The organism is Burkholderia sp. Bp9031 (assembly GCF_003857965.1).
In the GTDB taxonomy this organism is placed as follows: domain Bacteria; phylum Pseudomonadota; class Gammaproteobacteria; order Burkholderiales; family Burkholderiaceae; genus Burkholderia; species Burkholderia ambifaria_A.
On record NZ_QTPW01000024.1, the window covers coordinates 58,128 to 82,128 of the forward strand.

Annotated in this window: 21 protein-coding genes; 10 read left to right on the top strand and 11 right to left on the bottom strand. The window is 67.1% G+C overall.

Going from position 1 to position 24,001, the window contains the following annotated elements; genetic code table 11:
* Positions 1 to 257: 257 nt before the first annotated feature.
* Both DIE15_RS26090 and DIE15_RS26095 read right to left on the bottom strand, forming a co-directional pair.
* Complete coding sequence (locus tag DIE15_RS26090) at positions 258 to 641, bottom strand: hypothetical protein (protein WP_057929454.1); 384 nt, start codon at positions 639 to 641, stop codon at positions 258 to 260.
* A gap of 569 nt (positions 642 to 1,210) precedes the next feature.
* Positions 1,211 to 2,296 (bottom strand): NAD(P)/FAD-dependent oxidoreductase, encoded by a 1,086-nt coding sequence (locus DIE15_RS26095; RefSeq protein WP_124834699.1) that lies wholly within the window; start codon positions 2,294 to 2,296, stop codon positions 1,211 to 1,213.
* A gap of 504 nt (positions 2,297 to 2,800) precedes the next feature.
* On the opposite strand from DIE15_RS26095, the gene DIE15_RS26100 reads away from it, so the two are divergent.
* Both DIE15_RS26100 and DIE15_RS26105 read left to right on the top strand, forming a co-directional pair.
* On the top strand, positions 2,801 to 3,508 hold the full coding sequence (locus DIE15_RS26100; protein WP_057929540.1) for a succinate dehydrogenase iron-sulfur subunit: 708 nt from the start codon (positions 2,801 to 2,803) through the stop codon (positions 3,506 to 3,508).
* A gap of 293 nt (positions 3,509 to 3,801) precedes the next feature.
* A complete protein-coding gene (locus tag DIE15_RS26105) occupies positions 3,802 to 4,437 on the top strand; it encodes an isochorismatase family cysteine hydrolase (RefSeq protein WP_124834700.1) in 636 nt (211 codons plus the stop codon).
* A gap of 127 nt (positions 4,438 to 4,564) precedes the next feature.
* Here DIE15_RS26105 and DIE15_RS26110 read toward each other — a convergent pair whose 3' ends face one another.
* Together DIE15_RS26110 and DIE15_RS26115 are read right to left on the bottom strand one after the other, a co-directional pair.
* Positions 4,565 to 5,296, bottom strand: coding sequence for a ribonuclease T2 (locus DIE15_RS26110; protein WP_124834701.1), 732 nt, complete (start codon positions 5,294 to 5,296; stop codon positions 4,565 to 4,567).
* A gap of 172 nt (positions 5,297 to 5,468) precedes the next feature.
* Positions 5,469 to 6,872, bottom strand: coding sequence for an HdeD family acid-resistance protein (locus DIE15_RS26115; protein WP_057927442.1), 1,404 nt, complete (start codon positions 6,870 to 6,872; stop codon positions 5,469 to 5,471).
* 304 nt (positions 6,873 to 7,176) lie between these two features.
* Between DIE15_RS26115 and DIE15_RS37170 the strand changes: the two genes are divergently transcribed.
* The 3 genes from DIE15_RS37170 (at position 7,177) to DIE15_RS26125 (ending at position 8,662) form a co-directional block, all read left to right on the top strand.
* Entirely contained in the window at positions 7,177 to 7,341 is a 165-nt protein-coding gene (locus DIE15_RS37170) for a hypothetical protein (protein ID WP_160327466.1), read from the top strand.
* A gap of 72 nt (positions 7,342 to 7,413) precedes the next feature.
* Positions 7,414 to 7,971 (top strand): helix-turn-helix transcriptional regulator, encoded by a 558-nt coding sequence (locus DIE15_RS26120; RefSeq protein WP_057927616.1) that lies wholly within the window; start codon positions 7,414 to 7,416, stop codon positions 7,969 to 7,971.
* A gap of 109 nt (positions 7,972 to 8,080) precedes the next feature.
* Positions 8,081 to 8,662 (top strand): HD domain-containing protein, encoded by a 582-nt coding sequence (locus DIE15_RS26125; protein ID WP_124834702.1) that lies wholly within the window; start codon positions 8,081 to 8,083, stop codon positions 8,660 to 8,662.
* A 169-nt stretch (positions 8,663 to 8,831) separates the two neighbouring features.
* Here the strand turns inward: DIE15_RS26125 and DIE15_RS26130 are convergent, their stop codons facing one another.
* Complete coding sequence (locus DIE15_RS26130; RefSeq protein ID WP_124834703.1) at positions 8,832 to 10,370, bottom strand: MFS transporter; 1,539 nt, start codon at positions 10,368 to 10,370, stop codon at positions 8,832 to 8,834.
* A 177-nt stretch (positions 10,371 to 10,547) separates the two neighbouring features.
* On the opposite strand from DIE15_RS26130, the gene DIE15_RS26135 reads away from it, so the two are divergent.
* Positions 10,548 to 11,483, top strand: coding sequence for a LysR family transcriptional regulator (locus DIE15_RS26135; RefSeq protein ID WP_124834704.1), 936 nt, complete (start codon positions 10,548 to 10,550; stop codon positions 11,481 to 11,483).
* A gap of 42 nt (positions 11,484 to 11,525) precedes the next feature.
* Here DIE15_RS26135 and DIE15_RS26140 read toward each other — a convergent pair whose 3' ends face one another.
* The 6 genes from DIE15_RS26140 to DIE15_RS26170 form a co-directional block, all read right to left on the bottom strand.
* Complete coding sequence (locus tag DIE15_RS26140; protein WP_124834705.1) at positions 11,526 to 12,665, bottom strand: enoyl-CoA hydratase/isomerase family protein; 1,140 nt, start codon at positions 12,663 to 12,665, stop codon at positions 11,526 to 11,528.
* Positions 12,662 to 13,453 (bottom strand): enoyl-CoA hydratase, encoded by a 792-nt coding sequence (locus DIE15_RS26145; RefSeq protein WP_124834706.1) that lies wholly within the window; start codon positions 13,451 to 13,453, stop codon positions 12,662 to 12,664. The genes DIE15_RS26140 and DIE15_RS26145 overlap by 4 nt, the downstream gene beginning before the upstream one ends.
* Positions 13,450 to 14,352 carry a 3-hydroxyisobutyrate dehydrogenase gene (gene mmsB, locus DIE15_RS26150; RefSeq protein ID WP_124834707.1) on the bottom strand — a complete coding sequence of 301 codons (903 nt, stop codon included), beginning with the start codon at positions 14,350 to 14,352 and terminating at the stop codon, positions 13,450 to 13,452. The genes DIE15_RS26145 and mmsB overlap by 4 nt, the downstream gene beginning before the upstream one ends.
* A gap of 64 nt (positions 14,353 to 14,416) precedes the next feature.
* Positions 14,417 to 15,946 carry a CoA-acylating methylmalonate-semialdehyde dehydrogenase gene (locus tag DIE15_RS26155; RefSeq protein ID WP_124834708.1) on the bottom strand — a complete coding sequence of 510 codons (1,530 nt, stop codon included), beginning with the start codon at positions 15,944 to 15,946 and terminating at the stop codon, positions 14,417 to 14,419.
* 109 nt (positions 15,947 to 16,055) lie between these two features.
* Positions 16,056 to 17,762 (bottom strand): AMP-binding protein, encoded by a 1,707-nt coding sequence (locus DIE15_RS26160; protein ID WP_124834709.1) that lies wholly within the window; start codon positions 17,760 to 17,762, stop codon positions 16,056 to 16,058.
* Between the two features lie 190 nt (positions 17,763 to 17,952).
* Positions 17,953 to 19,086 carry an acyl-CoA dehydrogenase family protein gene (locus tag DIE15_RS26170; protein ID WP_057927617.1) on the bottom strand — a complete coding sequence of 378 codons (1,134 nt, stop codon included), beginning with the start codon at positions 19,084 to 19,086 and terminating at the stop codon, positions 17,953 to 17,955.
* Between the two features lie 137 nt (positions 19,087 to 19,223).
* On the opposite strand from DIE15_RS26170, the gene DIE15_RS26175 reads away from it, so the two are divergent.
* The 4 genes from DIE15_RS26175 (at position 19,224) to DIE15_RS26190 (ending at position 23,952) form a co-directional block, all read left to right on the top strand.
* On the top strand, positions 19,224 to 20,258 hold the full coding sequence (locus DIE15_RS26175; RefSeq protein ID WP_057927451.1) for an AraC family transcriptional regulator: 1,035 nt from the start codon (positions 19,224 to 19,226) through the stop codon (positions 20,256 to 20,258).
* 121 nt (positions 20,259 to 20,379) lie between these two features.
* Positions 20,380 to 21,936: a nodulation protein NfeD gene (locus DIE15_RS26180; protein ID WP_124834711.1), complete on the top strand. Its 1,557-nt coding sequence runs from the start codon at positions 20,380 to 20,382 to the stop codon at positions 21,934 to 21,936.
* Positions 21,933 to 22,706, top strand: a complete 774-nt coding sequence (locus DIE15_RS26185; protein WP_057927453.1) for a slipin family protein — start codon at positions 21,933 to 21,935, stop codon at positions 22,704 to 22,706. Before DIE15_RS26180 ends, DIE15_RS26185 begins: the two co-directional genes overlap by 4 nt.
* Positions 22,707 to 23,055: 349 nt before the next feature.
* Positions 23,056 to 23,952: a M24 family metallopeptidase gene (locus tag DIE15_RS26190; RefSeq protein WP_057927454.1), complete on the top strand. Its 897-nt coding sequence runs from the start codon at positions 23,056 to 23,058 to the stop codon at positions 23,950 to 23,952.
* Positions 23,953 to 24,001 lie beyond the last annotated feature (49 nt).

A 24,001-nucleotide genomic window follows, 5' to 3' on the forward strand; every position in this document is an offset into this window, starting at 1 on the left:
AGTCAAGCGTGCCTCGATCTGGCGCAACGGCGGCGGGGGAATATCGGCACGCTCGATGGAGAATTCGTCATTCGGCTGCAATCGACGGGTTGAATCCGCAGAGCACAACGGTCACTCGTTTCGAAGATCCGAAAGCTTGTCCTCCCTTAGCGGATCGGTTTCAGCGTTTCAGCAACTGAGCGCCCGGCGCACCACGCGACTGACCTGACTCTAGCCCCGCACCCAGCACGACTTGAGACCCCAATGGCAAGCAATGGTCAGAGATCTCCGCGCACTTCACCGGTTCCCAGCGCGCTCCGCTGCCGGTTGACCTCCGCCCAAAGCTCATCGCTGTCGTCATCGCGCAGCAGGACCATCCAGTCCAGTTGATTGTCGGTCACGCCGAAGTATTCCAGGATTTCCCGGCGAACCGCATCGACGAACTGCGCGTATTCCGGGGTTGCCTCGGCCTGCGCGTGCAAGGCGTCGTATGCTGCATCGTCCGCGTCGCCGCCGTGCTCGTCGATATAGCGCGAGATCCACTGATCTCGTTCGCGGTCGTAATCGGCCTCGGCGCGCATCGCTTGCACAGCCGTGTAGAAATCCAATTGGGCAAACGCGGCGATCGCCGCCGTTGTCGCCTCGTCGAATGTAGTCGTCATTCCATTTCTCATGTTGGTCATGGCACATCATCGCATGGGCCGCGCCCGGGCAGGTGCCGCGAATTCGGACGGTGCAGCACGGCGCCTGGCGCCGACGTTTGGCCCGTGCAAAGGCATCGTGATTGTGAGGTTCACGCGTTCGAGTGCGCCGCTCATCGGGGCCGCTCGGGCGACAGGACACTCATTTTGCTGCACTGCAAGTACAGCGATGGAAACAACCGGGCGCGGCAGATCGCAGAATAAGTTTCGAGCGTATCGACGCGAGCGTCACGCCGGCACTTAAGCGCCAATGTGGGCGCTGGTGGTGAATTGCTCATAAGGGCTGAATGGTCCGTTACCGGCTCACAACGACCCATTTCAGCCCCTCGACCCGGCGAAACCTCAACGGCAGCTTCCAAGGTACTCCGGCCTCTCGCGCAATCAAGCAAAACAGCCGCGGCGGCTTCGCACCGTTGTTGTCACTCGAGGCCTATTGCGTCCTGCATTGGACGAGTGACGACGCGTTTAACACCGCCGACACGATGCTTGATTCGTCGCCTTCCCCGTCGCGCCCAGGTCGATCCATGTCTCTAAAGCGCGGTGAAATCCCGGGCGCCCCGCGAGGGATAAACGGCGGCCACACGCTCGGCGAGCTTGGCATCGTAGCTCGAGTGCACATGCACACGCTTCTTGTCGGGAAACGCATAGACGTATGCTTTGCGCAGCGCGAGCGATGCCTCATGAAACCCGGACAGGATCAACTTCTGCTTGTTCGGGTAGCTGGCGATGTCGCCTGCCGCGAAGATGCCTGGCCGTGAGCTTTCGTAGTACGACGTATCAACGACGATCCGTCCGGCCTGTACGGCGATCCCCCAGTTGGCGATCGGACCGAGATCCGCGACAAGTCCGTAGAGCACGAGCAATTGATCTGCGTCGAGGCACACCGAGCCACCAATCTTGCGAACCTCGATCGATTCGAGTGTCCCCCCGGGCGCATTCAGCCCAGTAATCGTGCCAACCACGAAATCCATCTCGCCCGCCGCGACCGCCTGCTGTAACCGGGCGATGCTCGAGTCCGTCGCGCTGAAGCCGTTCCGTCGATGAACGAGCGTGACGCGCCGCGCGACCGAGCGCAGCGCCAGCGCCCAGTCGAGCGCCGAGTCGCCACCGCCCGCGACCACGACGGTTTTTCCGGCAAAGCCGTTCACGTCGGAAACGCTGTAATGGATGTACCGGCCTTCAAGGAATGCCGCCTCATCGAGTGCCAACCGTTGCGGCACAAACGCTCCGTTGCCTGCAGCAATCAAGATCGCCGCGGTGTCAAACGCATACCCTTTGTCGGTGCGAGCAAGCCATCGACCGCCCTCGAGCGGATCCAGCGTCTCAATACGCTGACCGAGATGCATCGGAGGATCGAAGGGCCGGCATTGCTCGACGAGGCGATCGACAAGATCGCGTGCAGTGCACGATGGTATGCCGGGGATATCGTAGATCGGCTTGTCCGGATATAGTGCGATGCACTGGCCACCGGGGTGCTCGATCCCGTCAACGATCCGGCACGAGAGGCCGATCACGCCTGCCTCGAACGCGGCGAAAAGGCCCACGGGACCTGCACCGACAATCAGCACGTCGGTTCTTAAAGGACTCGCAAGCGAGGAATTTTCCGGTGATGTCACGTGTCCTCCTCGTGAATGTCATGCGGGGCGCACCATTACGCCTGCTTTTTCCGTATCGAGCCGGTACAAACTCGCAACGACGCCATTACCGCACCCGTCGACTACTCAAAGATTCAAGGAGCACGGCCCAGCGGGCTCCAAGCCATCATCGCAAGTATCTATTTATATCATGACGTGATATATATGAGTATGTCGACGTGTAGCAAATCCCTCCGATTTCCTCTCGATACAGCGAGAGCGAGTGATCTATGACGCGATGTGACTGCCGCGGCACCTCCGGCGAAATAGATCCGCCCCGTTTTCCACATTGCGCCCAATTTTTCGCAGAACGGCCATGGTTGCTAGTGTTGGGGGCGCCCGACCAAGACGAACAATGAATGGGGCGCGCGGGTGACCGGATGCTCCGTCTGGAATGCCGTCGGTCTTCAATCGACAGGAACGAAGTGACGGGGAGATGGCGAGCGCGCGCCTGATACGCGATCCGTTCCACAAAGGAGGAACATCGTGAGTGAAACAAGGACGTTTGAAATATTCCGCTACGATCCAGACCGGGATCCCAAGCCGTACATGCAAACGTACGAGATCGAGGTGCCCTCTACTGACAGGATGTTGCTGGATGTCCTTGTCCGGCTCAAGGCACGGGACGAGACGCTCAGCTTTCGGCGTTCGTGCCGTGAAGGCGTGTGCGGCTCGGATGCAATGAACATTAACCGCAAGAACGGGCTCGCCTGCATCGCCAACCTCAACGACCTTCCCCGCCACACGGTCCTGCGTCCGCTGCCCGGGTTGCCGGTCGTTCGCGACCTGATCGTGGACATGACCGCGTTCTTCAAGCAATACCACTCGATCAAGCCCTACCTGATCAACGACACGCCCCCGCCTGAGCGGGAAAGGCGCCAGACGCCCGAGGAACGCGATCAGCTGGACGGTCTGTACGAGTGCATCTTGTGCGCGTGCTGTTCCAGCGCATGTCCCTCGTACTGGTGGAATCCCGATAAATATGTCGGTCCTGCCGGGCTCCTGCAGGCCTATCGCTTTCTGGTCGATTCCCGCGACGAGGGTACGGGTGAGCGGCTGGACAATCTTGACGATCCGTATCGCCTCTTCCGGTGTCGGACGATACTGAACTGCACGGACGTCTGCCCCAAAGGCCTGAATCCGGCCAAGGCAATCGGGGAGATTCGTACCATGCTCGCGCGCCGGACGATCTGAGTGACGCAACCTGACACTGGGATACGGTTATGGCAATGCCACGGGCGACACCGGGGGAATTGATCGACGTTCGACCGCATTCCATCACGCTGTTGCGTTAACCGGTTGAATCCGCAGCCGAACCCAGCCGCCGAAGGCGGCGTGGCACTTTCCCGCGCGGTCAGTGCCGGAGGGATTACATGTCAGTTTATATTGACGGAGTACCAGCACGTTGGCATTCGAGTGGTTGGCGACGTATACGGAGCGGTCGATTTTCTGAACACGCCGAAGTGACTCATGGGAGCGCATCAGTCATGCAACCGGAACACGCTTCAAATCTCGCAACGACTCACCACACAGGCGCGGACACCCGCCCGCACGCGCCGATTCCACCAATCGTGCCGGCGCAAACCGCGCTGGTCGTGATGCACTATCAGACCGACATCCTCGGGCTCTTTCCGTCGGTCGCCCCCGCCCTGCTCGCCAACACGCGCAGGCTGTGCGACGCGGCGCGTGCCGGCGGCATTCACGTCTGCTTCGCCAATCTCCATTTCAGCCCCGGCTATCCGGAAGTCAGTCCGCGCAACAAGAACGGACAAGGGATCAAGCAGCTTGGCCTGTTCGTCGACGACGGCCCGTGCCCCGAGCTCGGGCGGCTGGACACCGAATCGCTGATCGCCGCGCATCGCGCGAGCGTGTTCTTCGGCACCGGCCTGGAGGCGCGGCTCGTCGCGCAGGGTATCGATACGTTGATCCTGGTCGGAATTGCCTCAACTGGCGTCGTGCTGTCATCGGTTGCGCACGCCAGCGACGCGGATTTCCGGCTGTATACGGTGAAGGACTGCTGCTACGACCCGGATCAGGTCGTGCACGAGCATCTGTTCGCGACGGCGTTCGAGACACGCACGACGGTGCTGTCGCTCGCGGACGCGCTGCACTTGCTCGCATAGACGCGCAACGTGCACGCCGCGCGAGCCGGAACACTCCCGGCCCGCGCATCCTGCGCGATCTCTTGCGCGATCTCCTGCGCGATCTCCTGCGCGATCTCCTGCGCGATCTCCTGCACGACTTCGCGCGTTACCTCGCGATATACACGCCCGACGTCGGGCACGTCCCCTGCGTATTGCCGTCCGTCACGAGCGACGCCGCACTCGGAAACTGCGACGTCGCATTCGTCTTCACCGCGATCCACGCTTCCGTGAAATAGCTGACGCCGTTGGTCTTCGTGCACTTCAGCGACACCGCGCTGCGCGTATTGCTGCCGAACGCCCCTTCGAACGCGGACAGCAGCTGGTTGCGCGTCACCGTCTTGCCCACGTTCGCCTGCAGGAATGCGTTGAACGACGTATTGCCGAGGCGGTTGATCATGCCGGTCGCCTGGTTCCAGTACGTGTCGGGCGATGCCGAATTCGAGCAGGTGCCGTGCTTGAACCATTCGTGCTTGTCGAGGCACGACGCCACGCCCGGCATGTACGTCGACAGCGTATTGCGGGTCGCGGTGCTGACCGGATACGCATCCATGCTGCACCACTGGTGCGCGTTGTCGAGATCGACGTCGCTCCGCGCCACGCCGCAGTAGAACGGCTGGTTGCCGTCGTACCGGTTCGGCCACAGGCCGTGCAGCGACAGGCTCGTCGCCGCATACGTGCCGGCGAGGTTCGTGCACTCCGGCGTGTCGTGCGACGCGCAGAAGCCGGGTTCCCACGAAGCCGCGAGCAACAGGTAGTCGTAGCTGGTCTGTGCGACGGCGTGCAGCGAGGCGGATGCGACGGCGAGTGCGGCCGCGGCGCGAGCGAGCGTCTTGAGCATGGCGTTTCCTCGGAAAAGGCTTGCGGTCGCGGGGCGCGCCGCAAGATTGTCGAATGTCTGCCCGCGATTGTTGCCGGCGCAACGTGGCATAACTATGAAGGCTAACGAAATATAACCGGCGTTCCGCAGCCCGTCGTTGCGGAACGCCGACACGGCGTCAGGCGCCACGCGACTATTTCACCGATGCGGCTTCCGATCCCCCCGGCGACAGCGCCGCGCTGTCCTGCTCGCGCCACGCCCGCCGCGACGCCATGATCGCCCTCACGGCCGAGCGCGCGACCTTCCACCACGCGAACGGCCGTGGATCGGCGAGCATGCTGAGCGCGCGTGCATAGTCGAGCGTGAGCCCGGGCGTCCACGCCATCGTCACCGCGCGCTTGCGAATCTGCGCGGCTACCCACAGCTCGGGCGTGAGCAACAGCCGGACGAATGCGCCCCACCCGGCCCGCGTGCCCTTGAGCCGCCACACCGCGCCGTCGAGTGTCGCTTCGAGGGCGTTCGACACGGTGCTCGAGCAGTTGCGGTGCGTGAGGTTGTACGTGACCGTCTGCCGATACGACGACCAGAATGCCTCCAGCTTCGCCGGATCGTAGTTGCGGATCCGCACGCGCACGGTCGACGGACACCACGCTTTCGACTCGGTCGCATAGTCGGGCTGGAACAGGCCCGGCACGTCGTTCTCGCGCGTCGCACGCAGGATCCGCGTGAATTCGTCCGGAGAACGATCGATCTCGACGGCCGGATACAGGCTGATATAGATACCCTCGGGCGACTCCAGCGCCGCATGGCCGGTCGAGATCACACCGTTGACGTCCACCGCGGCGATGTAGCGGTCGATCACCGGATAGCGCTGCGCTTCGGCCTTCGACGTGCCGGTCGGCGTCCACACGTGCACGGTGAGCGCATGCTCGTGGTCGGCTGGCGGGCCGTCCCATTCGGATTGCGTGAAGCGTGGGATGTCGGGCGCCGCGTCGACGTCGGGCACGATCGCCGGCGCCGGCGACGTGACGAATGCGGGGTTGCGCGTCAACCGCCGCACACGCGCGGCGAGGCTCAGCATGTGCATCCCGCCGAACATCAGCAGCAGGCCGAGGCAGTACGGCACGGTGCCCGCATAGTGGGTCGGGTACGGCTGATAGAAGAAGACCGCGAGCAGGATCTCGACGACGCCCCACGCGAACGCGACGTTCCAGCGCCGGTAACGCACCATCCATGCGGACGTGCACTGCAGCAGCCCATCGACGAGGAACAGCGTGCCGAAGATCATCGACAGCAGGAAGTGGCCGTGATGATGGCCCGCGAACACGAGCCCGGCGGCCACCACGACCGCGATGCCCTTCACGTAGCGCAGGATACGCTGACCGCCGACGCCGCTGCCGGCCACCGCGAGCGTCGCGAGCCCCTCGACCAGGAACAGCCACGCGAATACTTCGATCGGAAAATGCAGCGCGCCGTCGAGCGCATCGATGAAGATGCCGACGCCCGCGGCGACCCATAGCCAGCCCAGCACGGTCAGCCCGCGCCAGCGCGTTCGCAGATATTCGATACCCAGCAGCAGCAAGACCAGTCGTACCATTGCGCCCTCGCATCGTTTTTTCGGGATACGCGCGAGTCACGCGTCTCCTTATATCGTGCCGACCGCGCATCGTGCGATGCGGCAGTCGGAAGGCGGTAATGCTGACCGGCGCGTCATGCGTCGACATGACCGATGGCAGCCGGCGCGCGCCGCTCTGGCCGAATAATAAGATATGACGAAGCCAGTTGAAAGCCTCGCGAAAACCACTCGCGCACGGCGCCGACGGCCGCCGGCGCCCGGGCCTGCCACCGGATCCGGTACGCAAACACGCCACTGCCGCGGCAGATTTCCCGTTCGACAACGCGTGCCGGATACGCGAGAATCGCCGTCCACGGTCGGCATGGGCTTGCGGCTCCTCGCGACGCCGGTCACGGTCGCCGCCGACGGCGTGCTCGTGCTGGGCGGCATCGTGCTCGTGCCGATCGCGGTCGCCGGGATCAAGGCGAACGGCGGCCTGCGGATCATGTAACGGCCGCTGCCGACGGTGACGGTCGCCCGCCATGCCCGCATTCGCATCACGAACGCAAACCGGAGCATCGACATGACGCCCTCGCCGCTTCACACCCCGCCGCTCGGCCCGCAGCTGAAGCGCTGGCGCACGTTGCATCGCGTGAAGCAGAGCCATGCGGCCGAACTGTTCGGCGTCGCGCAATCGACGATCTCGCGCTGGGAAACCGGCATCCAGCAGATGTCGCCCGACGAGCGCACGACCGCCGAACGGCTGCTTGCCGCGCGCCTCGATTCGGCCGGCGACCATGCGCTCGCGCGGCTGATCGCGAGCAGCACGGCGCGCATGCATCTCGTGTGCGACCTCACGCATCGCCTGCTCGCGTGCTCGCCGTCGCGCGCGGCCGAGTTCTCGCGACCGCTGCCGGCGTTGCTCGGCACGTCGCTGTGGCGCTATGCGTCGCCGGAGATCGTCCGCATGGAAGCCGCGCTCGACCCGCTCGGCTGGCACGATCGCGCCGGCCCGCCGAGCGTCGAATTCGCGACTGGCGCCAATGCGTCGCGCGTCGTGCCGATCCGCGGCAGCACTTGCCGGTGGACGCGGATGACGCTGTCGGACGGCTCCGCCGCGCGGCTCGTCGAAACGCTGTAGCACGCGCGACCGTCGCCGGGCCCGGACGCGGCACGCATATTTCATGCGTGGACGCAGCGCGTGCGCACGGCGTACGCTTGACGGCTCGATTCAAGCAATCCCGTTGACCATGAACCTCGACACGATTCACGCAAGGCTCGATTTCCTGCGCGAAGCCGAACGCCTGAAAGACGTGCTGCGCAGCGGCCACACGTCGACGGGCCGCGCCGAAAGCACGGCCGAACACAGCTGGCGGCTGTGCCTGATGGCGCTCGTGTTCGCCGATGCGCTGCCCGGCGTCGACACGACGAAGCTGCTGAAACTGTGCGTCGTCCACGATCTCGGCGAAGCGCTGCACGGCGATATCCCCGCGATCGAGCAGGCCTCGCATCCGGACAAGAGCACGCACGAACGCGACGACCTGCTGACGCTGACGGCCGGGCTCGATCGCGCGCTGCGCGACGAGATCGTTGCACTGTGGGACGAATACGAAGCGGCGGCATCGCCGGAAGCACGCGCCGCGAAGGCGCTCGACAAGCTCGAGACGATCCTGCAGCACAACCAGGGCAGCAATCCGCCCGACTTCGACTACGCGTTCAATCTCGGCTACGGCCGGCGCTACACGGACTCGGCGCCGCTGTTCGGCGCGATCCGCGCGATCGTCGACGCGGACACGCAACGCAGAATCGATGCGCGCGGCGACGGCGCGTAAGCTCGCGAAACCGACCGCGCGGCACCGCGCGCGCCGATCGCACAGGACACGCTCACACCCATGAACAAATCGGGATCGACGCGATGCCCGCACTCGACGAGGAACGCGACCGGTCGATGATGGCGATCGTTGCCGCGCAGCGGCAACGACGCATCGCACGGCGCACGCATCATTCACACACCGTCGCCCTGCGCCGCGCCGGCGCGAACGCCACCGCGCTCGCGGTCGCGAGCACGGCCACGCCAACCGCGCCATACACCATCACCCAACCAAACCCGTGCACCAGCGCCGCGTGCAGCGCCGCACCGCTCGGGTCTGCCTTGGCGAGCCCCGGTGCGATCGCCTGCGGAGCGTCGGTGCGGCCGGATGCGATCTCCTGCGCCAGCATGCGCAGCGCCTCCGCATCAACCGCCCCCGCGACCCCGGCCTTCAGACTCGCGACGATCCCCGCAACGAGCACGAAGCCCATCGTCGCGATGTTCAGCGCGAGCGAGATCATTCGCGCGCTCATGTCGATGCCCGACGCCATCCCGGCCCGCGAGTTCGGCACCGCGCCCGTCGTCGTGTTCGTGACCGGCGTGTTGGTGAGCCCGAGCCCGATGCCGGCGATCACGCAGCCGGGCAGCATCGTGAGCCAGCTCGCGTCGTCGAGGCCACTGCCGATCCGCATCAGCGCAAAACCGGCCGCGATCGTGAACAGCCCGCCCGGAATCACGACGCCCGGCCCGTAGCGCAGCGCGAGCCGTTCGCCGAACGGCGGCGCGACGAGCGTCGGCAGGGTGTACGCGAGCAGTGCGAGGCCGGCCGTCACGCTGTCGTAACCAAGTGCGACCTGGAACCAGATCGGCAGATAGATCATGAACGGCCAGAAGCTGAAGTTCATCCCCATCGAGCCGAAGATCGCACCGGTGAACGCGCGAATCCGGAACACGGAGAAGTCGAACATCGGCCGCGCGCTCACGCGCTCCGCGACGACGAAGCCGGCCGCCGCGAGCACGGTCGCGCCGAGCACGCCAAGGCCGACCGTGCTCGCGAGCCCCAACTCCGCGCTTTGCGTGATGTAGAACGCGAGCCCGAGTACGGCGAGCGACAGCGTGACGATGCCCGCGACGTCGAGCGTGCCCGCATGCGGATCGCGCGACTCCTGCACCGCGCCGCCGATCAGCACGAGCGCGACGGCCGCGAGCGGCGCGTGGACGAGGAACACCCACGGCCAGCTCGCCAACGCGACGATCGCGCCGCCGACGATCGGCCCGAAGCCGAGACCGATCCCGAACACGATCCCCCAGATCCCGAACGCGCGACCGCGCTCGCGCCCTTCGCGGAACTGGTGCGACAGCACCGCGATCTGGCAGATCAGCATCGCGCCACCGCTCGCCCCCTGCAGCAGCCGGCCCGCGACCAGCACCGGCACGTTCGGCGCGAGCCCGCACAGCAGCGACGTCGCGCCGAACAGCACGGTGCCGATCACGTACACGCGCTTGCGGCCGAACCGGTCGGCGAGCGTGCCGGCCGCCATCAGTACGGTCGTGCATGCGATCGTGTACGCGTTCATGATCCACTGCATGCCGTTGAAGTCGCCGTGCAGCACGTGTTCGAGCGTCGGCAGGATCACCGGCACGCTCGAGATCTCGAGGCCGAACATCAGCGATGTGAGACAGACGGCCGCGAGCGCGACCGCATTCCTGCGGGGGTCGGATAGCGTCATGCGTATTGCGCGACGGGCCGCATCGGGCCGCGCGCCTCCAGGTGAGAAGGATTCGCCGCGTGCGGCCGGCGACGCACGCTGGGCGGGAGTCGGTACTATAGTGAGAATCCCTCTCCCCATTGACGCATCCATTTCTCCGAACTGGGGAATCACAGGACGCAATCGGCGCAACCCGCTATGACCGACAGACTCGACGGCGTGACGACCTTCGTGCAGGTAGTGGAATCCGGCAGCTTCGCGCTCGCCGCGGAACGGCTCGACATGACGCGCTCGGCGGTCGGCAAGGCGATCGCGCGGCTCGAGAAGCGGCTCGGTGCGCGGCTGCTGCAGCGCACGACCCGCAGCCAGAGCCTGACCGACGACGGCCAGGCGTACTACGATCGCTGCGTGCGCGCGCTGTCGGAACTCGAAGCGGCGGAAGCCGATCTCGATTGCGGCCGCAACGAAGCGCGCGGCAAGCTGCGGCTGAGCGTGCCGCTCGCGTTCGGACACCAGTGCGTGACGCCGATCGTGCTCGATCTCGCGCGCAACTATCCGCATCTGCGGATCGACGTGTCGATCACCGACCGATTCGTCGACCTGGTCGAGGAAGGGATCGATCTCGCGGTGCGGATCGGCCCGCTCGCGGACAGCACGAGCCTCGCGGTGCGGCGGCTCGGCACGCAATACGGGAGCCTCGGCGCGGCGCCGTCGTATCTCGCGCGCTACGGGATGCCGCAATCGCTCGACGACCTGAGGAACCACCGGACGATCGCGTATTCGCGCTCGGGCGTCGCGCAGCCCTGGGACCTGCGCGCGCCGGACGGCTCGACGGTGCGCGTCGACATGCAGCACCAGCTCAGCTTCGACGACGTGCAGGCCATCGCGGCGGCCGGCGCATCGGGGTTCGGGATCGCGTGGCTGCCGAGCTGGCTGCTCGATCATTACGTGAAGCGCGGCGAGATGGTCGTCGTGCTCGATCGCTGCTTCGTCTGCGAAGGCGACATCCACGCGATCTGGCCGAAAACGCGCTACCTGCCGCGCAAGACGCGCTGCGTGATCGACGCGCTCGTGCAGGCGGTGCCGCCGATGATCGACCGCCAAGAGCACCCGAGCATAAAGAAGGTGGGTTGAAACCGACGCGCCGCACGGGCGCGTCGGGTCGTCACGACGCGATCATGCCGTGCCGAGATCCGCAAGCGGATGCGCGAACAGCTTCCACGGCGACGTGAGGAAATGCCGCACGCGCTCGGCACGCAGCTCGACGAGCGACGCCGGTGCCCAGCGCGGCTTGCGATCCTTGTCGACGAGATGCGCGCGCACGCCTTCGCGGAAGTCGCCCTCCTCGATCGCGCGCGCCACGATGCCGAGTTCCATCCGGAACGACTCGGCCAGCGTCATCTGCCGGCCGCGCAGCAGCGCTTCGCGCGTCACGCACAGCATCGTCGGCGAATGGCCGCCGAGCGCATCGAGCGTCGCCTGCAGCCATTGACGATGTTCGCGCGCCAGCTCGTCGCGCGCGAGATCCTGCTTGAGCGTCGCGACGATCCGCTCGACGGTCGAGCGCCTGTCGAAGTGACGGACGATCCACGCCATCTGCGTATCGAGCGCCGCATGCGGCACGACGTTGCACGGCGGCTCGAACACCTTGCGCAGCGCCAGCAGCACGTCGCCGTCCCACTTGGCGCTCTCGATGCGCGTCTCGAACGTATCGAGCCACGACGACGGCACGCACAGGTCCGCGAGCTTCGCGCTCAGCGCATCGGCGCCCGACAGCATCGCGCCCGTCAGCCCCACGTACAGCTCGAGCTCGACCGGCATGCACGACAGGAAATGCGTCGCGCCGACGTCGGGCACGAGGCCGATGCGCGTCTCGGGCATCGCGATCTTGCTGCGCTCGGTCGCGACGCGCAGCGCCGCGCCTTGCGCGAGCCCCATCCCGCCGCCCATCGTCACGCCGTCCATCAGCGCGACCACCGGCTTCGGGAACGTATGGATCGCGTAGTCGAGCCGGTATTCGTCGACGAAGAACGGCAGCCAGGTCTCGCGCTGCGCGACCATCCGGTGCAGCGCGCGCACGTCGCCGCCCGCGCAGAAACCCTTCTCGCCCGCGCCGCGCAGCACGACCGCGACGATCTGGTCGTCGGTGCGGCAACGCTCGAGGAGCGTGGCCAGCCCGCCGATCATCGAATAGGACAACGCATTGAGCGCTGCCGGCCGATTCAGCGTAATGAGCGCCACGCGGTTCACCACGCGGAACAGCACCTCCGGCGCGGGTTGCGTGAAGCTGTCATGAGTCGTCACCGGCGTGCTCATCGTTGCGGCTCCCCATCGGTGTGCCATTGCGGCGCACGCTTGCCGAGAAACGCGGCCACGCCTTCGCGCGGATCGTTCGTGTCGAACAGGTCGACGAAGCGCTCGCGCTCGACCGCGAGCGCCGCGCTGCGCGGCACGCCGCGGCGCGCGAGGCCGATCAGCTCCTTGCTGTATGCCACCGCATGCGGGCTCTGCCGCGCGACGTTGCGCGCGAGCGCCAGCGCCGCATCGCGCGCCGCGCCGCGTTCGACCACGTCCTCGACAAGGCCGATCCTGAGCGCCGTCGCCGCGTCGACGCGCGTGCCGGCCAGGATGATCTTCTTCGCCCAGCCTTCGCCAACGAGCCAGGGCAGCGTCTGCGTGCCGAGCCCGCACGGCAGCAGCCCGACCGACGGTTCGGGCAGCGCCATCTGCGCGTGCGTCTCGGCGATCCGCAGGTCACATGCGAGCGCGCATTCGAGGCCGCCGCCCATCGCGTAGCCGTTGATCGCCGCGATCGTCGCGACGCGCGCGTCGTGCAGCGCCTCGAACGCCGCGCCGAAACGCGCGGCCATCGCACGCGCAACCGCGCGGTCGCCGTCGGCGAACGTGTTCAGGTCGGCGCCCGCGCTGAAGAACTTCGGGCCGTCGCCGGTGATCACGAGCGCGCGCACGCGCGGGTTCGCATTCAAGGCGGCGACGGTTTCCTGCAGCTGCTGCAGCCCGTCGGCGGTAAAGGCGTTCGCGGGCGGACGCTTGAGCGTCGCGCACGCGATCGCGCCATCGTCGACGTAGTCCAGTTCGATCATGAGGCGTCCTTCTTCGTGGCCGGTTGGTACAGGCGGATCACCGCCGAGAAATCGAGTTGCCCGTCGCCGCGGCTGCTCATCGTCTGGTACAGCTGCTGCGCGAGCGCGCCGAGATAGACGGGCTGGCGCGCCTGCTTCGCGGCGTCGTTCGCGAGGCCGAGATCCTTCAGCATCAGGTCGGTGCCGAAGCCGCCGCTGTAGCCGCGCGACGACGGCGCGGTGTCGATCACGCCCGGATACGGGTTGTAGGTGTCCGAACTCCAGCAGCGGCCCGTCGACGTGTTGACGATGCCGGCCAGCACCTTCGGGTCGATGCCGAGCGCGACGCCGAGCGACATCGCCTCCGACACCGCCGCCATCGAGATGCCGAGCACGAGGTTGTTGCACACCTTCGCGACCTGGCCCATCCCCGTCGCGCCGCAGTGGACGATGTTCTTGCCCATGCCGGCGAGCACGGGCTTCACGCGCTCGAAATCGGCATCGCTGCCACCGACCATGAAGGTCAGCGTGCCGGCTGCCGCGCCGCCGGTGCCGCCCGACACGGGCGCATCGACGAACGCGCCGCCGTGCTCGCGCACGAGCGCGCCGAACGCCTGCGCGCTCGCCGGATCGATCGTGCTCGAATCGATCACGGTCGCGCCGGCGCCGAGGCCGGCCAGCACGCCGTTCTCGCCGGCGAGCACCGAGCGCACGTGCGGCGCGGCCGGCAGCATCGTGATCACGAACGTCGCGCCCGACGCCGCGTCGCGCGGCGAGCCGGCCACCTGCGCGCCGGCGTCCTGCAGCGCGCGCAATGCATCGGCGCTCAGGTCGAACGCATGCACTTCATGGCCGGCCTTCAAGAGGTTCAGCGCCATCGGCGCACCCATGTGGCCGAGTCCGATAAAACCGATCTTCATTGCGTGTCTCCCATCTCATGCTTCGCTCACGATCGGCACGCCGCGCCGATCGCATGTGTCGTCGTCAATGCAGCCGGATCGTCGTGTTCACCGGGCCGGCCGTCGTGTCGTCGTCGAACCAGCGCGCGGTGACCGTCTTGGTCTGCGTGTAGAACTGCACGACCTGCTTGCCGTACGGGCCGAGATCGCCAAGCTTCGAGCCGCGCGAGCCCGTGAAGCTGAAGAACGGCACCGGCACCGGAATCGGGATGTTGATGCCGACCTGGCCGACGTCGATCTCGCTCTGGAACTTGCGCGCGGCCGCACCGCTCTGCGTGAAGATGCCCACGCCGTTGCCCATCGGGTTCGCGTTGACGAGCGCGATTGCCTCGTCGAGCGTGTCGACTTCCATCACGACCAGCACCGGCCCGAAGATTTCATGTGTGTAGACCGTCATGTCGGGCGTCACGCCCGAGAAGATCGTCGGGCCGATGAAGTTGCCCTGCTCGAAGCCGGCGACCTTCACGTCGCGCCCGTCGAGTTCGAGCTTCGCGCCTTCCTTGATGCCCGCGTCGATCAGCGACAGGATGCGCGCCTTCGCGCCGCGCGACACGACCGGCCCGACGTCGGTGCCGGCTTCGGAGCCCGCGTTGACCTTCAGCGTCTTCGCCTTCGCGACGATGTCCGGCAGCCAGTCGCGTGCGCGGCCGACCAGCACCGCGACCGAGGTCGCCATGCAGCGCTGGCCGGCCGCGCCGAAGCCCGCGCCAACGAGTGCGTTGATCGCCTGCTCGCGGTTCGCGTCGGGCAGCAGGAGCGCGTGATTCTTCGCGCCCATCATCGCCTGCACGCGCTTGCCGTGCTGGCTGCCGAGGTTGTACACGTGCGTGCCGACGGCCGTCGAGCCGACGAACGAGATCGCCTTCACGAGCGGATGCGTGCAGATCGCGTCGACGACTTCCTTGCCGCCGTGCACGACGTTCAGCACGCCCTTCGGCACGCCGGCCTCGATCGCGAGCTCGACGAGTTCCATCGTCGACATCGGGTCCTGCTCGGACGGCTTCAGCACGAACGTATTGCCGCACACGATCGCCATCGGGAACATCCACAGCGGGATCATCGCGGGGAAGTTGAACGGCGTGATGCCCGCGCACACGCCGAGCGGCTGGCGCAGCGTGTAGGTATCGACGCCGCCCGCGACGTTCTCCGCGAACTCGCCGAGCTGCAGCGAACCGATCGAGCACGCGTGCTCGACCACTTCGAGGCCGCGGAAGATGTCGCCTTCGGCGTCGGGCAGCGTCTTGCCCTGCTCGGCCGTCAGCGTCTTCGCGATGCGCTGCTGGTTCGCGCGCACGAGATCCTGGAACTTCAGCATGATGCGCATGCGCGCGGCGATCGGCGTGTTCTTCCACGTCGCATACGCGGCGTGCGCGGCCTGCACGGCCGCGTCGACTTCGGCGACGGTCGCGAACGGCACGCGCGCGAGGACCTGCTGCGTCGCCGGGTTGACGAGGTCGCGCCACTCGCTCGTGGTGGACTCGACGAAGGCGCCGTCGATCAGCAGCTTGACCGTCGGCACGTCTTGCCCCGTGCGGGGCGTCGGATTCGCGTTCATCGATGCTCTCTCCTTGCAGTGGGCCGTGTAGCGTCATGCGACGCGCGGCCGGTTCAATCGGTCTTGCGGACAACGGCCGCGGCATGCGGCGCGCGCGGCCCGCGGCAGGTCATTTCAGTTCGGCGGCGAAATCTTCTTCCCAGTATTCGCCGGGCATCCGCGTCGTCGCATCGTCGCCGCGCTCGATCTCGCGGCGCCGCAGCTCGACGCGGCGAATCTTCCCCGAGATGGTCTTCGGCAGCTCCGCGAACTGCAGGCGGCGGATGCGCTTGTACGGCGCGAGCCTCTCGCGCGAGAAGCGGAAAATCTCCAGCGCAAGCGCGGGGCTTTCCTCGTAGCCCTGGCGCAGCGTGATGAAAGTCTTCGGCACCGACAGGCGCACCGGGTCCGGGCTCGGCACGACGGCCGCTTCCGCGATCGCCGGATGCTCGATCAGCACGCTTTCCAGTTCGAACGGGCTCAGCCGGTAATCGGACGACTTGAACACGTCGTCCGCGCGGCCGATGTACACGTAGTAGCCATCGTCGCCGCGCATTGCGATGTCCGACGTGCGGTAATGGCCGTCGCGCATCGCGTGGGCCGTCGCGTCGGGATTGTTCGCATAGCCGGTCATCAGCCCGACCGGGCGCGTCACGTCGGCGCCGATCGGCAGCGCGACTTCGCCTTCGCCGACGGGCATGCCGTCCGGGTCGAGCAGCGCGATCCGGTAGCCGGGCAACGGCCGCCCCATCGAGCCCGCGACGACCGGCTGGCCCGGCGTGTTGCCGATCAGGCAGGTCGTCTCGGTCTGGCCGTAGCCGTCACGAATCGTGATGCCCCACGCCTTCTTCACGCGCTCGATGATCTCGGGATTCAGCGGCTCGCCCGCGCCGACGATCTCGCGCAGCTTCACGTCGAACGACGCGAGCGGCTGCTGCACGAGCATGCGCCACACGGTCGGCGGCGCGCACAGCGTGGTCACCTGGTATTTGACGAGCGCGTCGAGCACCGCCTTCGGCTCGAAGCGCGCGTAGTTGAATACGAACACGCACGCCTGCGCATTCCATGGCGCGAAGAAGCAGCTCCACGCATGCTTCGCCCAGCCCGGCGAGCTGATGTTCCAGTGGATATCGCCCGGCTGCAGGCCGACCCAGTACATCGTCGACAGGTGCCCGACCGGATAGGTGCGGTGCGTATGCTCGACGAGCTTCGGCTTCGACGTCGTGCCCGACGTGAAGTACAGCAGCATCGATTCGTTCGACTGCGTGACGGCGTCGGGATTGAATTCGGCACTCGCCGCGTAGCCGTCGTTCATCGCGAGCCAGCCGTCGCGCGGCGCACCGGCGACGATTTTCTGCTTGAGACCGAGATCGGCCTGTTCGAACTTCGCGGTTTCGTTCTCATCGACGATCGCATATTTCGCGCCGCCGATCTGCACGCGATCGCGCACGTCGTCGGCCGATAGCTGCGTGGTCGCGGGCAGCACGATCGCGCCGAGTTTCATCGCGGCGAGCATCGCGTCCCACAGCTCGACACGGTTCGGCAGCATCAGCAGGATCCGGTCGCCGCGCACGACGCCGATGCCGCGCAGCCAGTTCGCGATCCGCGACGAGCGCTCGGACATCTGCGCGAACGAATACGGGTCGCCCGTACCGGTTGCCGCGTCGACGATCCACAGCGCGGGCTTGTCGTTGCCGCGCGCCATCGGGTCGAAGTAGTCGAGCGCCCAGTTGAACGCATCGAGCACCGGCCATTCGAAATCGCGGTAAGCGGTTTCGTAGTCGGTGCGATGGCGCAGCAGGAAGTCGCGTGCGTCCAGGAATGCCTGTACCGTCATCGTGTCGTCTCCGTCTCCAGTCTCCATGCCCTGCGGTCGACCGGCGCATGTGCTGCAGCGCATGCCCGGTTCCCTGTTGCACGGCGCACGGTCACGTCGTTGCGTGCCGCGTTCGCCGCGCTGCCCTCGTGCCATGCTTGCTTACCTGCTGGTCTGTTTGCGTGATTTCCGATGGAGCGAGCGCGACGACTCAAAGCTGCCGCGCGATCACCATTCGCTGCACTTCGCTGGTGCCCTCGTAGATCTGCGTGATGCGCGCGTCGCGATAATGACGCTCGACTTCGTAATCGGCGAGGTAGCCGTAGCCGCCATGAATCTGGATCGCGTCCGAACACACGCGCTCGGCCATCTCGGACGCGAACAGCTTCGCCTGCGACGCCTCCGACAGGCACGGCAGCCCGGCCGTGCGCAGCTTCGCCGCGTGATGCACGAGCAGGCGCGCCGCGTTGATCTGCGTGGCCATGTCGGCGAGCTTTTGCTGGATCGCCTGATGCTCGGCGATCGGCTTGCCGAACTGCACGCGCTCGCTCGCGTAGCGGCGCGCCTTGTCGAATGCGGCGCGCGCGATGCCGAGCGCCTGCGCGGCGATGCCGATGCGCCCGCCTTCGAGGTTCGACAGCGCGATCTTCAGCCCTTCGCCGCGATTGCCGAGCAGGTTCTCTTCCGGAATCGCGCAGTTCTCGAACGTGATCGCGCACGTGTCGGATGCGCGGATGCCCATCTTCTTCTCGGGCTTGCCGACGATGAAGCCCGGCGTATCGGTCGGCACCAGGAACGCGGAAATGCCGCGCTTGCCGGCTTCCGGGTCGGTCATGGCAAAAACGATCGCGACCCCGGCACGCTGGCCGTTGGTCACGAACTGCTTCGCGCCGTTCAGCACCCACTTGCCGTCGCGCAGTTCCGCCCGCGTGCGCAGGTTGTTCGCCTCGGAGCCCGCCTGCGGCTCGGTCAGGCAGAACGCGCCGATGATGCGGCCCGCCGCCATCTCGGCCAGCCAGCGATCCTTCTGCGCGGGCGTGCCGAAACCGAGGATCGGCCCGCAGCCGACGGAGTTGTGCACGCTCATCATCGTCGCGCACGCGGCGTCGCCGGCGGCGATCTCCTCCATCGCCAGCGCATAGGCGACGTAATCCGTATACGCGCCGCCCAGCTCCTGCGGCACGATCATCCCGAGCAGGCCGAGTTCGCCGAGCTGCGCGACGACGGCGTCGGGCAGGTGCGCGTCGTGGTCCCACTGCGCGGCGTTCGGTGCCAGCACTTCGGTGGCAAAAGCGCGCGCGGCGTCGCGGATCATCCGCTGGTCTTCGGTGTAAAGCTCGTCCATGGCGCTGCTGTCTCCCGCGGCCGCGTGCCGCGACCGACCTTCTGTTTCGATGCAACAAGTGTAGGCAAGCGCGCGCGACTGTTCGATGCTCGCGCCGCTCATTTACACTGAGCGTTTTTGCCATACCGGCGGCTTCGATGAAGCAGGAAGACAAGGGCACCGTCGCGATCAGCCTCGTCGCTTACAGCGTCGCGCTCGCCACCCGGCGCGGCGTGGCGGCCGAGCCGCTGCTCGCGCAGGCCGGCATCGCGCCCGCGCTGCTCGCGCAGCCGCGAGCGCGGGTTTCCGCACAGCAATACGGCGCGTTGTGGAACGCGATCGCGCGCGCGCTCGACGACGAGTTTTTCGGGCAGGATCGCCACCCGATGCGCAGCGGCAGCTTCATCGCGATGAGCCAGGCCGCGCTGTCCGCGCAGGACGGACTGCACGCGATGGCGCGCGCGGTGAATTTCATGCACTGCGTGCTCGACGACCTGCACGCGGAGCTCGACGCCAATCCGCAGCGCGTGCGGCTGCGCTTCGTGCACCGCAACAGCGCCGCCGCGCCCGCGATGTTCACGTACGCGACCTATTTCATCATCGTGTACGGGCTCACCTGCTGGCTGATCGGGCGGCGCATCCCGGTGCTGCACGCGAGCTTCCGCTGCGACACGCCGCCGACCGATCACGAATATCCGTCAATGCTGTGCGACGACATGCGGTTCAACCAGCCCGATTCGTATGTCGATTTCGATCCCGAATTCGCGACGCTGCCGGTCGTACAGAACGCGAAGACGCTGAAGACGTTCCTGCGCAACGCGCCGGCCAGCTTCATCGTCAAGTACCGCAACCCGAACGCGCTCGCGCAGCGCGTGCGCACGGTGCTGCGCGGGATGCCGCCCGCCACGTGGCCGGGCGCGGGCGGGATGGCCGCTCGACTGCACGTGGCCGAGGCGACGCTGCGCCGCAAGCTGCACCAGGAAGGCCACGCATACCAGTCGATCAAGGACACGCTGCGGCGCGACCTCGCGTTCGAGGCGCTGGCCGATCCGTCGCGCACGATCGCCGACGTCGCGGCCGCCACCGGTTTCGCGGAACCCAGCGCGTTCTATCGCGCGTTTCGCAAATGGAGCGGGCGCAGCCCGGCCGAGTACCGGGAAGAAGCGCTCGCGCGGGGCGGCGGCGCCGGCTGAACGCGCGGCCGGCGGCCCCGCCTTCGCGCTTTCCGCCGAAACCGCCTAATCTTCAAGCATCGGGCCAACGCCCTTTCCGCGAGCCGGACGGCGTGCGGCCGCGCGCCGCCCGGACGCCTCGATGCGTATTCACCGTCATGGGCCGACGTCGACATCTGCATCGCTCGACGGCCGCCCCCGTCACCCGCTGTCCGCGCGGGTCGCGCGCGCCGCGCTGTTCGCGGCGCTGCTCGTCGTATGCGCGGCGGTTGCCGCCCCGCCTCCCGCCGCTGCGCCGGCCGCCGTGCCGCCGGTCGTCGTGATTCCGGTCAATGGCGCGATCGGGCCGGCCAGCGCCGACTTCATCGTCCGTTCGCTCGACCGCGCGGCGCGCGAGCACGCGCCGCTCGCGATCCTGCAGCTCGATACGCCCGGCGGGCTCGACACGTCGATGCGGCAGATCATCAAGGCGATCCTCGGCTCGCCGGTGCCGGTCGCCGCGTTCGTCGCGCCCGGCGGCGCACGGGCCGCGAGCGCGGGCACCTATATCGTCTACGCGAGCCACATCGCCGCGATGGCGCCGGGCACCAATCTCGGCGCGGCGTCGCCGGTGCAGTTCGGTATCGGCGGCGGCGCGCCGGGTATGCCGGGCGCGACGAAGCCGTCGCCGGCCGGGGCATCGGGGGCGGCCGGCGCATCCGCGACGCCCGCCGAACTGCCCAACGACACGCAGTCGACCGAGATCCGCAAGGCGACCCAGGACGCCGCCGCGTACATCCGCGGCCTCGCGCAGCTGCGCGGACGCAATGCCGAATGGGCCGAGCGCGCGGTGCGCGAAGCCGTGAGCCTGTCGGCAAACGAGGCGCGCGCGCAGCATGTCGTCGACCTGATCGCGCAGGACCCGGCCGACCTCGCGCGCCAGCTCGACGGCCGCACCGTAACGACGAGCGCCGGCACGCTGCACCTCGCGACCGCGCATGCGCCGCTCGTCGTGCTCACGCCCGACTGGCGCAGCCGCTTCCTGGCGATCATCGCCGATCCGAACGTCGCGCTGATCCTGCTGACCATCGGCATCTACGGGCTGTTCTTCGAATTCGCGAATCCCGGCTTCGTGCTGCCGGGTGTCGCCGGCACCATCTGCCTGCTGGTCGGGCTGTTCGCGATGCAGTTGCTGCCGATCAGCTATGCGGGCCTCGGGCTCGTGCTGCTCGGTCTCGGCTGCCTCGTCGCCGAGGCGTTCCTGCCGACCTTCGGCGTGCTCGGTTTCGGCGGGATCGTCTCGTTCACGATCGGCGCGCTGATGCTGATCGACACCGACGTGCCCGGCTACGGGATTCCGTGGCCGGTGATCGCGGGCCTCGCGTTCGGTGGCGCGCTGCTCGTCGGCGGCGTGTCGAGTGTCGCGCTGCGCGCGCGGCGGCGGCCGGTCGTGACGGGCGCCGAGGCGATGCTCGGCAGCATCGGCGAAGTGCTCGACGACGGCCTGCATCCGGACCAGCCGCATGGCGCCGCCAGCGCCGCGCCGTCGGCCGCCGGCTGGGCGCTCGTGCACGGCGAGCGCTGGCGCGTGGCGAGCAGCGAGCCGCTCGCCGCCGGCTGCCGCGTGCGTGTCACCGGTCGCCACGGACTGCTGCTCACCGTCGCGCCGCTCTACGACGTGCCGACGCAGGAACAACAACAGCAGGGAGAACCAACATGATGGGTTACACGTTCGGCTTCAGCAGCGTCCTAATCGTCTTCGTCGTGGTGCTCGTCGCATCGTCGATACGCATCTTCCGCGAGTACGAGCGCGGTGTGGTGTTCATGCTCGGCCGGTTCTGGAAAGTGAAGGGGCCGGGGCTTGTGCTGATCATCCCGATCGTCCAGCAGGTCGTGCGGATCGACCTGCGCACCGTCGTGTTCGACGTGCCGCCGCAGGACGTGATCACGCGCGACAACGTGTCGGTGAAGGTGAATGCCGTCGTGTATTTCCGCGTCGTCGATCCGGAGAAGGCCGTGATCCAGGTCGCACGCTTCTTCGACGCGACGAGCCAGCTCTCGCAGACGACGCTGCGCTCGGTGCTGGGAAAGCACGAGCTCGATGCGCTGCTCGCCGAGCGCGAACAGTTGAACGCCGACATCCAGAAGACGCTCGACGCGCAGACCGATGCGTGGGGGATCAAGGTGTCGACGGTCGAGATCAAGCACGTCGACCTGAACGAAACGATGATCCGCGCGATCGCGCGGCAGGCCGAGGCCGAGCGCGAGCGACGCGCGAAGGTGATTCACGCGGAAGGCGAACTGCAAGCGTCGGAGAAGCTGCTGCAGGCCGCGCAGCGGCTCGCGCAGCAGCCGCAGGCGATGCAGCTGCGCTACCTGCAGACGCTGACGACGATCGCGGCGGACAAGAATTCGACGATCGTGTTTCCGCTGCCGATCGATCTGCTGGGGGCGTTGCTGGAGCGGCTGGGGGCCAAACCCGGACAGTGACGGTCGCGCCGATCGCCGTCGTGCGAAATTTCCGAATCACCGGTTCGGAAATCCGGCGCCCCCGCCAGCCGCGGATATTCTGGCCCATACCCTGGGGATTGGCGCATTGGTCGCCACATCCCCCGCTCTAGAGCCCCTCCTCCATTTCCCGCTTCTATTAGGACAAGTCCTCACCTCCCGGTACGCGGAACCGTCTATGATAATTACATTGATCAATGACACATTAAATGCTGACTGAATAACCCGTGACGGCGACGTCGGCGGGCACGTTCCGGATCAGCGCCCCCGCGAAGCGTGGGGCCGGAGTAAGCGCTAAAGCGCTAACTCCGGCCGACATTGGAGACGCATCATGACCGACCACCCGCTGCCGGAAGTCCACCTCGACGAACTGCCGCAATTCCGCGCGGTCCAGCAGCTTGCCTACCGCTGCGTCGAGACCGTCGGCGCGATGCTCTACCCCGGCATTACCGAAAAGGAAGCCGCTCGCCTCCTGACCGAATGGCTGCAGGACAACGGCGTGCACGACTGGCTGCACAAGCCGTTCGCGTGGTTCGGCGAGCGCACCGCGTTCGAAGGCTTCTCCGGCGTGAAGCACATGGGCGGTTTCAACCTCGCGTTCTTCCCGAGCAACCGCCAGCTCGAGACCGACATGCCCGTGATCCTCGACGTCGCGCCCGTGCTCGACGGAATCGTCGCGGACGTCGGCTACGCGCACTGCCTCGGCCACAACCCGATCCTCGAACAGCTGCAGGACGACCTGATGGACCATCGCGCCATGATCGTGCGGCTCGTGAAGGAGCGCCGCCCGATGGCCGAGGTCGCGCAGGCGGTCGACGCGCTGTGCCGCCGCCAGGGCGTCGAGCCGCGCCACAAGGCCTATCCGTTCAAGGTGCTCGCGCATCGCGTCGCGAAGATCCACAAGCTGTCGAAGCCGCGCTTCGTCGCGCGCTTCGGGCTGAACGCGACGCGCAACCTGCTGCTCGACCAGGGCCGCGCGGCGAAGCAGCAGGGCTGGTCGCCGCTGTGGTCGATCGACCGCCGCTCCGAACATGCGCCGGTGCCGGGCCTGTGGGCCGTCGAGCCGCATCTCGGCTTCGCCGGCGTCGGTGCGAAATTCGAGGAACTGCTGGTGATCACCGACGACGATGCGTACTGGCTCGACGACGACCTGCCGCACGTGCGCCGCTGGCAGCGCCGCCAGGCCGAACGCGCGCAGGCCGTCGCGGACGTGCCGGCCGCCGCCTGACGCGCACGCGTCGGTCCTTCCTCCCGACTCCCCGCCCCCGAATCCCCTG

What these genes read in the sequence shown, in the direction of transcription:
- DIE15_RS26090 (WP_057929454.1), bottom strand. Translation starts at nt 641, where the DNA reads ATGACGACTACATTCGACGAGGCGACAACGGCGGCGATCGCCGCGTTT.
- DIE15_RS26105 (WP_124834700.1), top strand. Translation starts at nt 3,802, where the DNA reads ATGCAACCGGAACACGCTTCAAATCTCGCAACGACTCACCACACAGGC.
- DIE15_RS26110 (WP_124834701.1), bottom strand. Translation starts at nt 5,296, where the DNA reads ATGCTCAAGACGCTCGCTCGCGCCGCGGCCGCACTCGCCGTCGCATCC.
- DIE15_RS26115 (WP_057927442.1), bottom strand. Translation starts at nt 6,872, where the DNA reads ATGGTACGACTGGTCTTGCTGCTGCTGGGTATCGAATATCTGCGAACG.
- DIE15_RS26120 (WP_057927616.1), top strand. Translation starts at nt 7,414, where the DNA reads ATGACGCCCTCGCCGCTTCACACCCCGCCGCTCGGCCCGCAGCTGAAG.
- DIE15_RS26125 (WP_124834702.1), top strand. Translation starts at nt 8,081, where the DNA reads ATGAACCTCGACACGATTCACGCAAGGCTCGATTTCCTGCGCGAAGCC.
- DIE15_RS26130 (WP_124834703.1), bottom strand. Translation starts at nt 10,370, where the DNA reads ATGACGCTATCCGACCCCCGCAGGAATGCGGTCGCGCTCGCGGCCGTC.
- DIE15_RS26135 (WP_124834704.1), top strand. Translation starts at nt 10,548, where the DNA reads ATGACCGACAGACTCGACGGCGTGACGACCTTCGTGCAGGTAGTGGAA.
- DIE15_RS26140 (WP_124834705.1), bottom strand. Translation starts at nt 12,665, where the DNA reads ATGAGCACGCCGGTGACGACTCATGACAGCTTCACGCAACCCGCGCCG.
- DIE15_RS26145 (WP_124834706.1), bottom strand. Translation starts at nt 13,453, where the DNA reads ATGATCGAACTGGACTACGTCGACGATGGCGCGATCGCGTGCGCGACG.
- mmsB (WP_124834707.1), bottom strand. Translation starts at nt 14,352, where the DNA reads ATGAAGATCGGTTTTATCGGACTCGGCCACATGGGTGCGCCGATGGCG.
- DIE15_RS26155 (WP_124834708.1), bottom strand. Translation starts at nt 15,946, where the DNA reads ATGAACGCGAATCCGACGCCCCGCACGGGGCAAGACGTGCCGACGGTC.
- DIE15_RS26160 (WP_124834709.1), bottom strand. Translation starts at nt 17,762, where the DNA reads ATGACGGTACAGGCATTCCTGGACGCACGCGACTTCCTGCTGCGCCAT.
- DIE15_RS26170 (WP_057927617.1), bottom strand. Translation starts at nt 19,086, where the DNA reads ATGGACGAGCTTTACACCGAAGACCAGCGGATGATCCGCGACGCCGCG.
- DIE15_RS26175 (WP_057927451.1), top strand. Translation starts at nt 19,224, where the DNA reads ATGAAGCAGGAAGACAAGGGCACCGTCGCGATCAGCCTCGTCGCTTAC.
- DIE15_RS26180 (WP_124834711.1), top strand. Translation starts at nt 20,380, where the DNA reads ATGCGTATTCACCGTCATGGGCCGACGTCGACATCTGCATCGCTCGAC.
- DIE15_RS26185 (WP_057927453.1), top strand. Translation starts at nt 21,933, where the DNA reads ATGATGGGTTACACGTTCGGCTTCAGCAGCGTCCTAATCGTCTTCGTC.
- DIE15_RS26190 (WP_057927454.1), top strand. Translation starts at nt 23,056, where the DNA reads ATGACCGACCACCCGCTGCCGGAAGTCCACCTCGACGAACTGCCGCAA.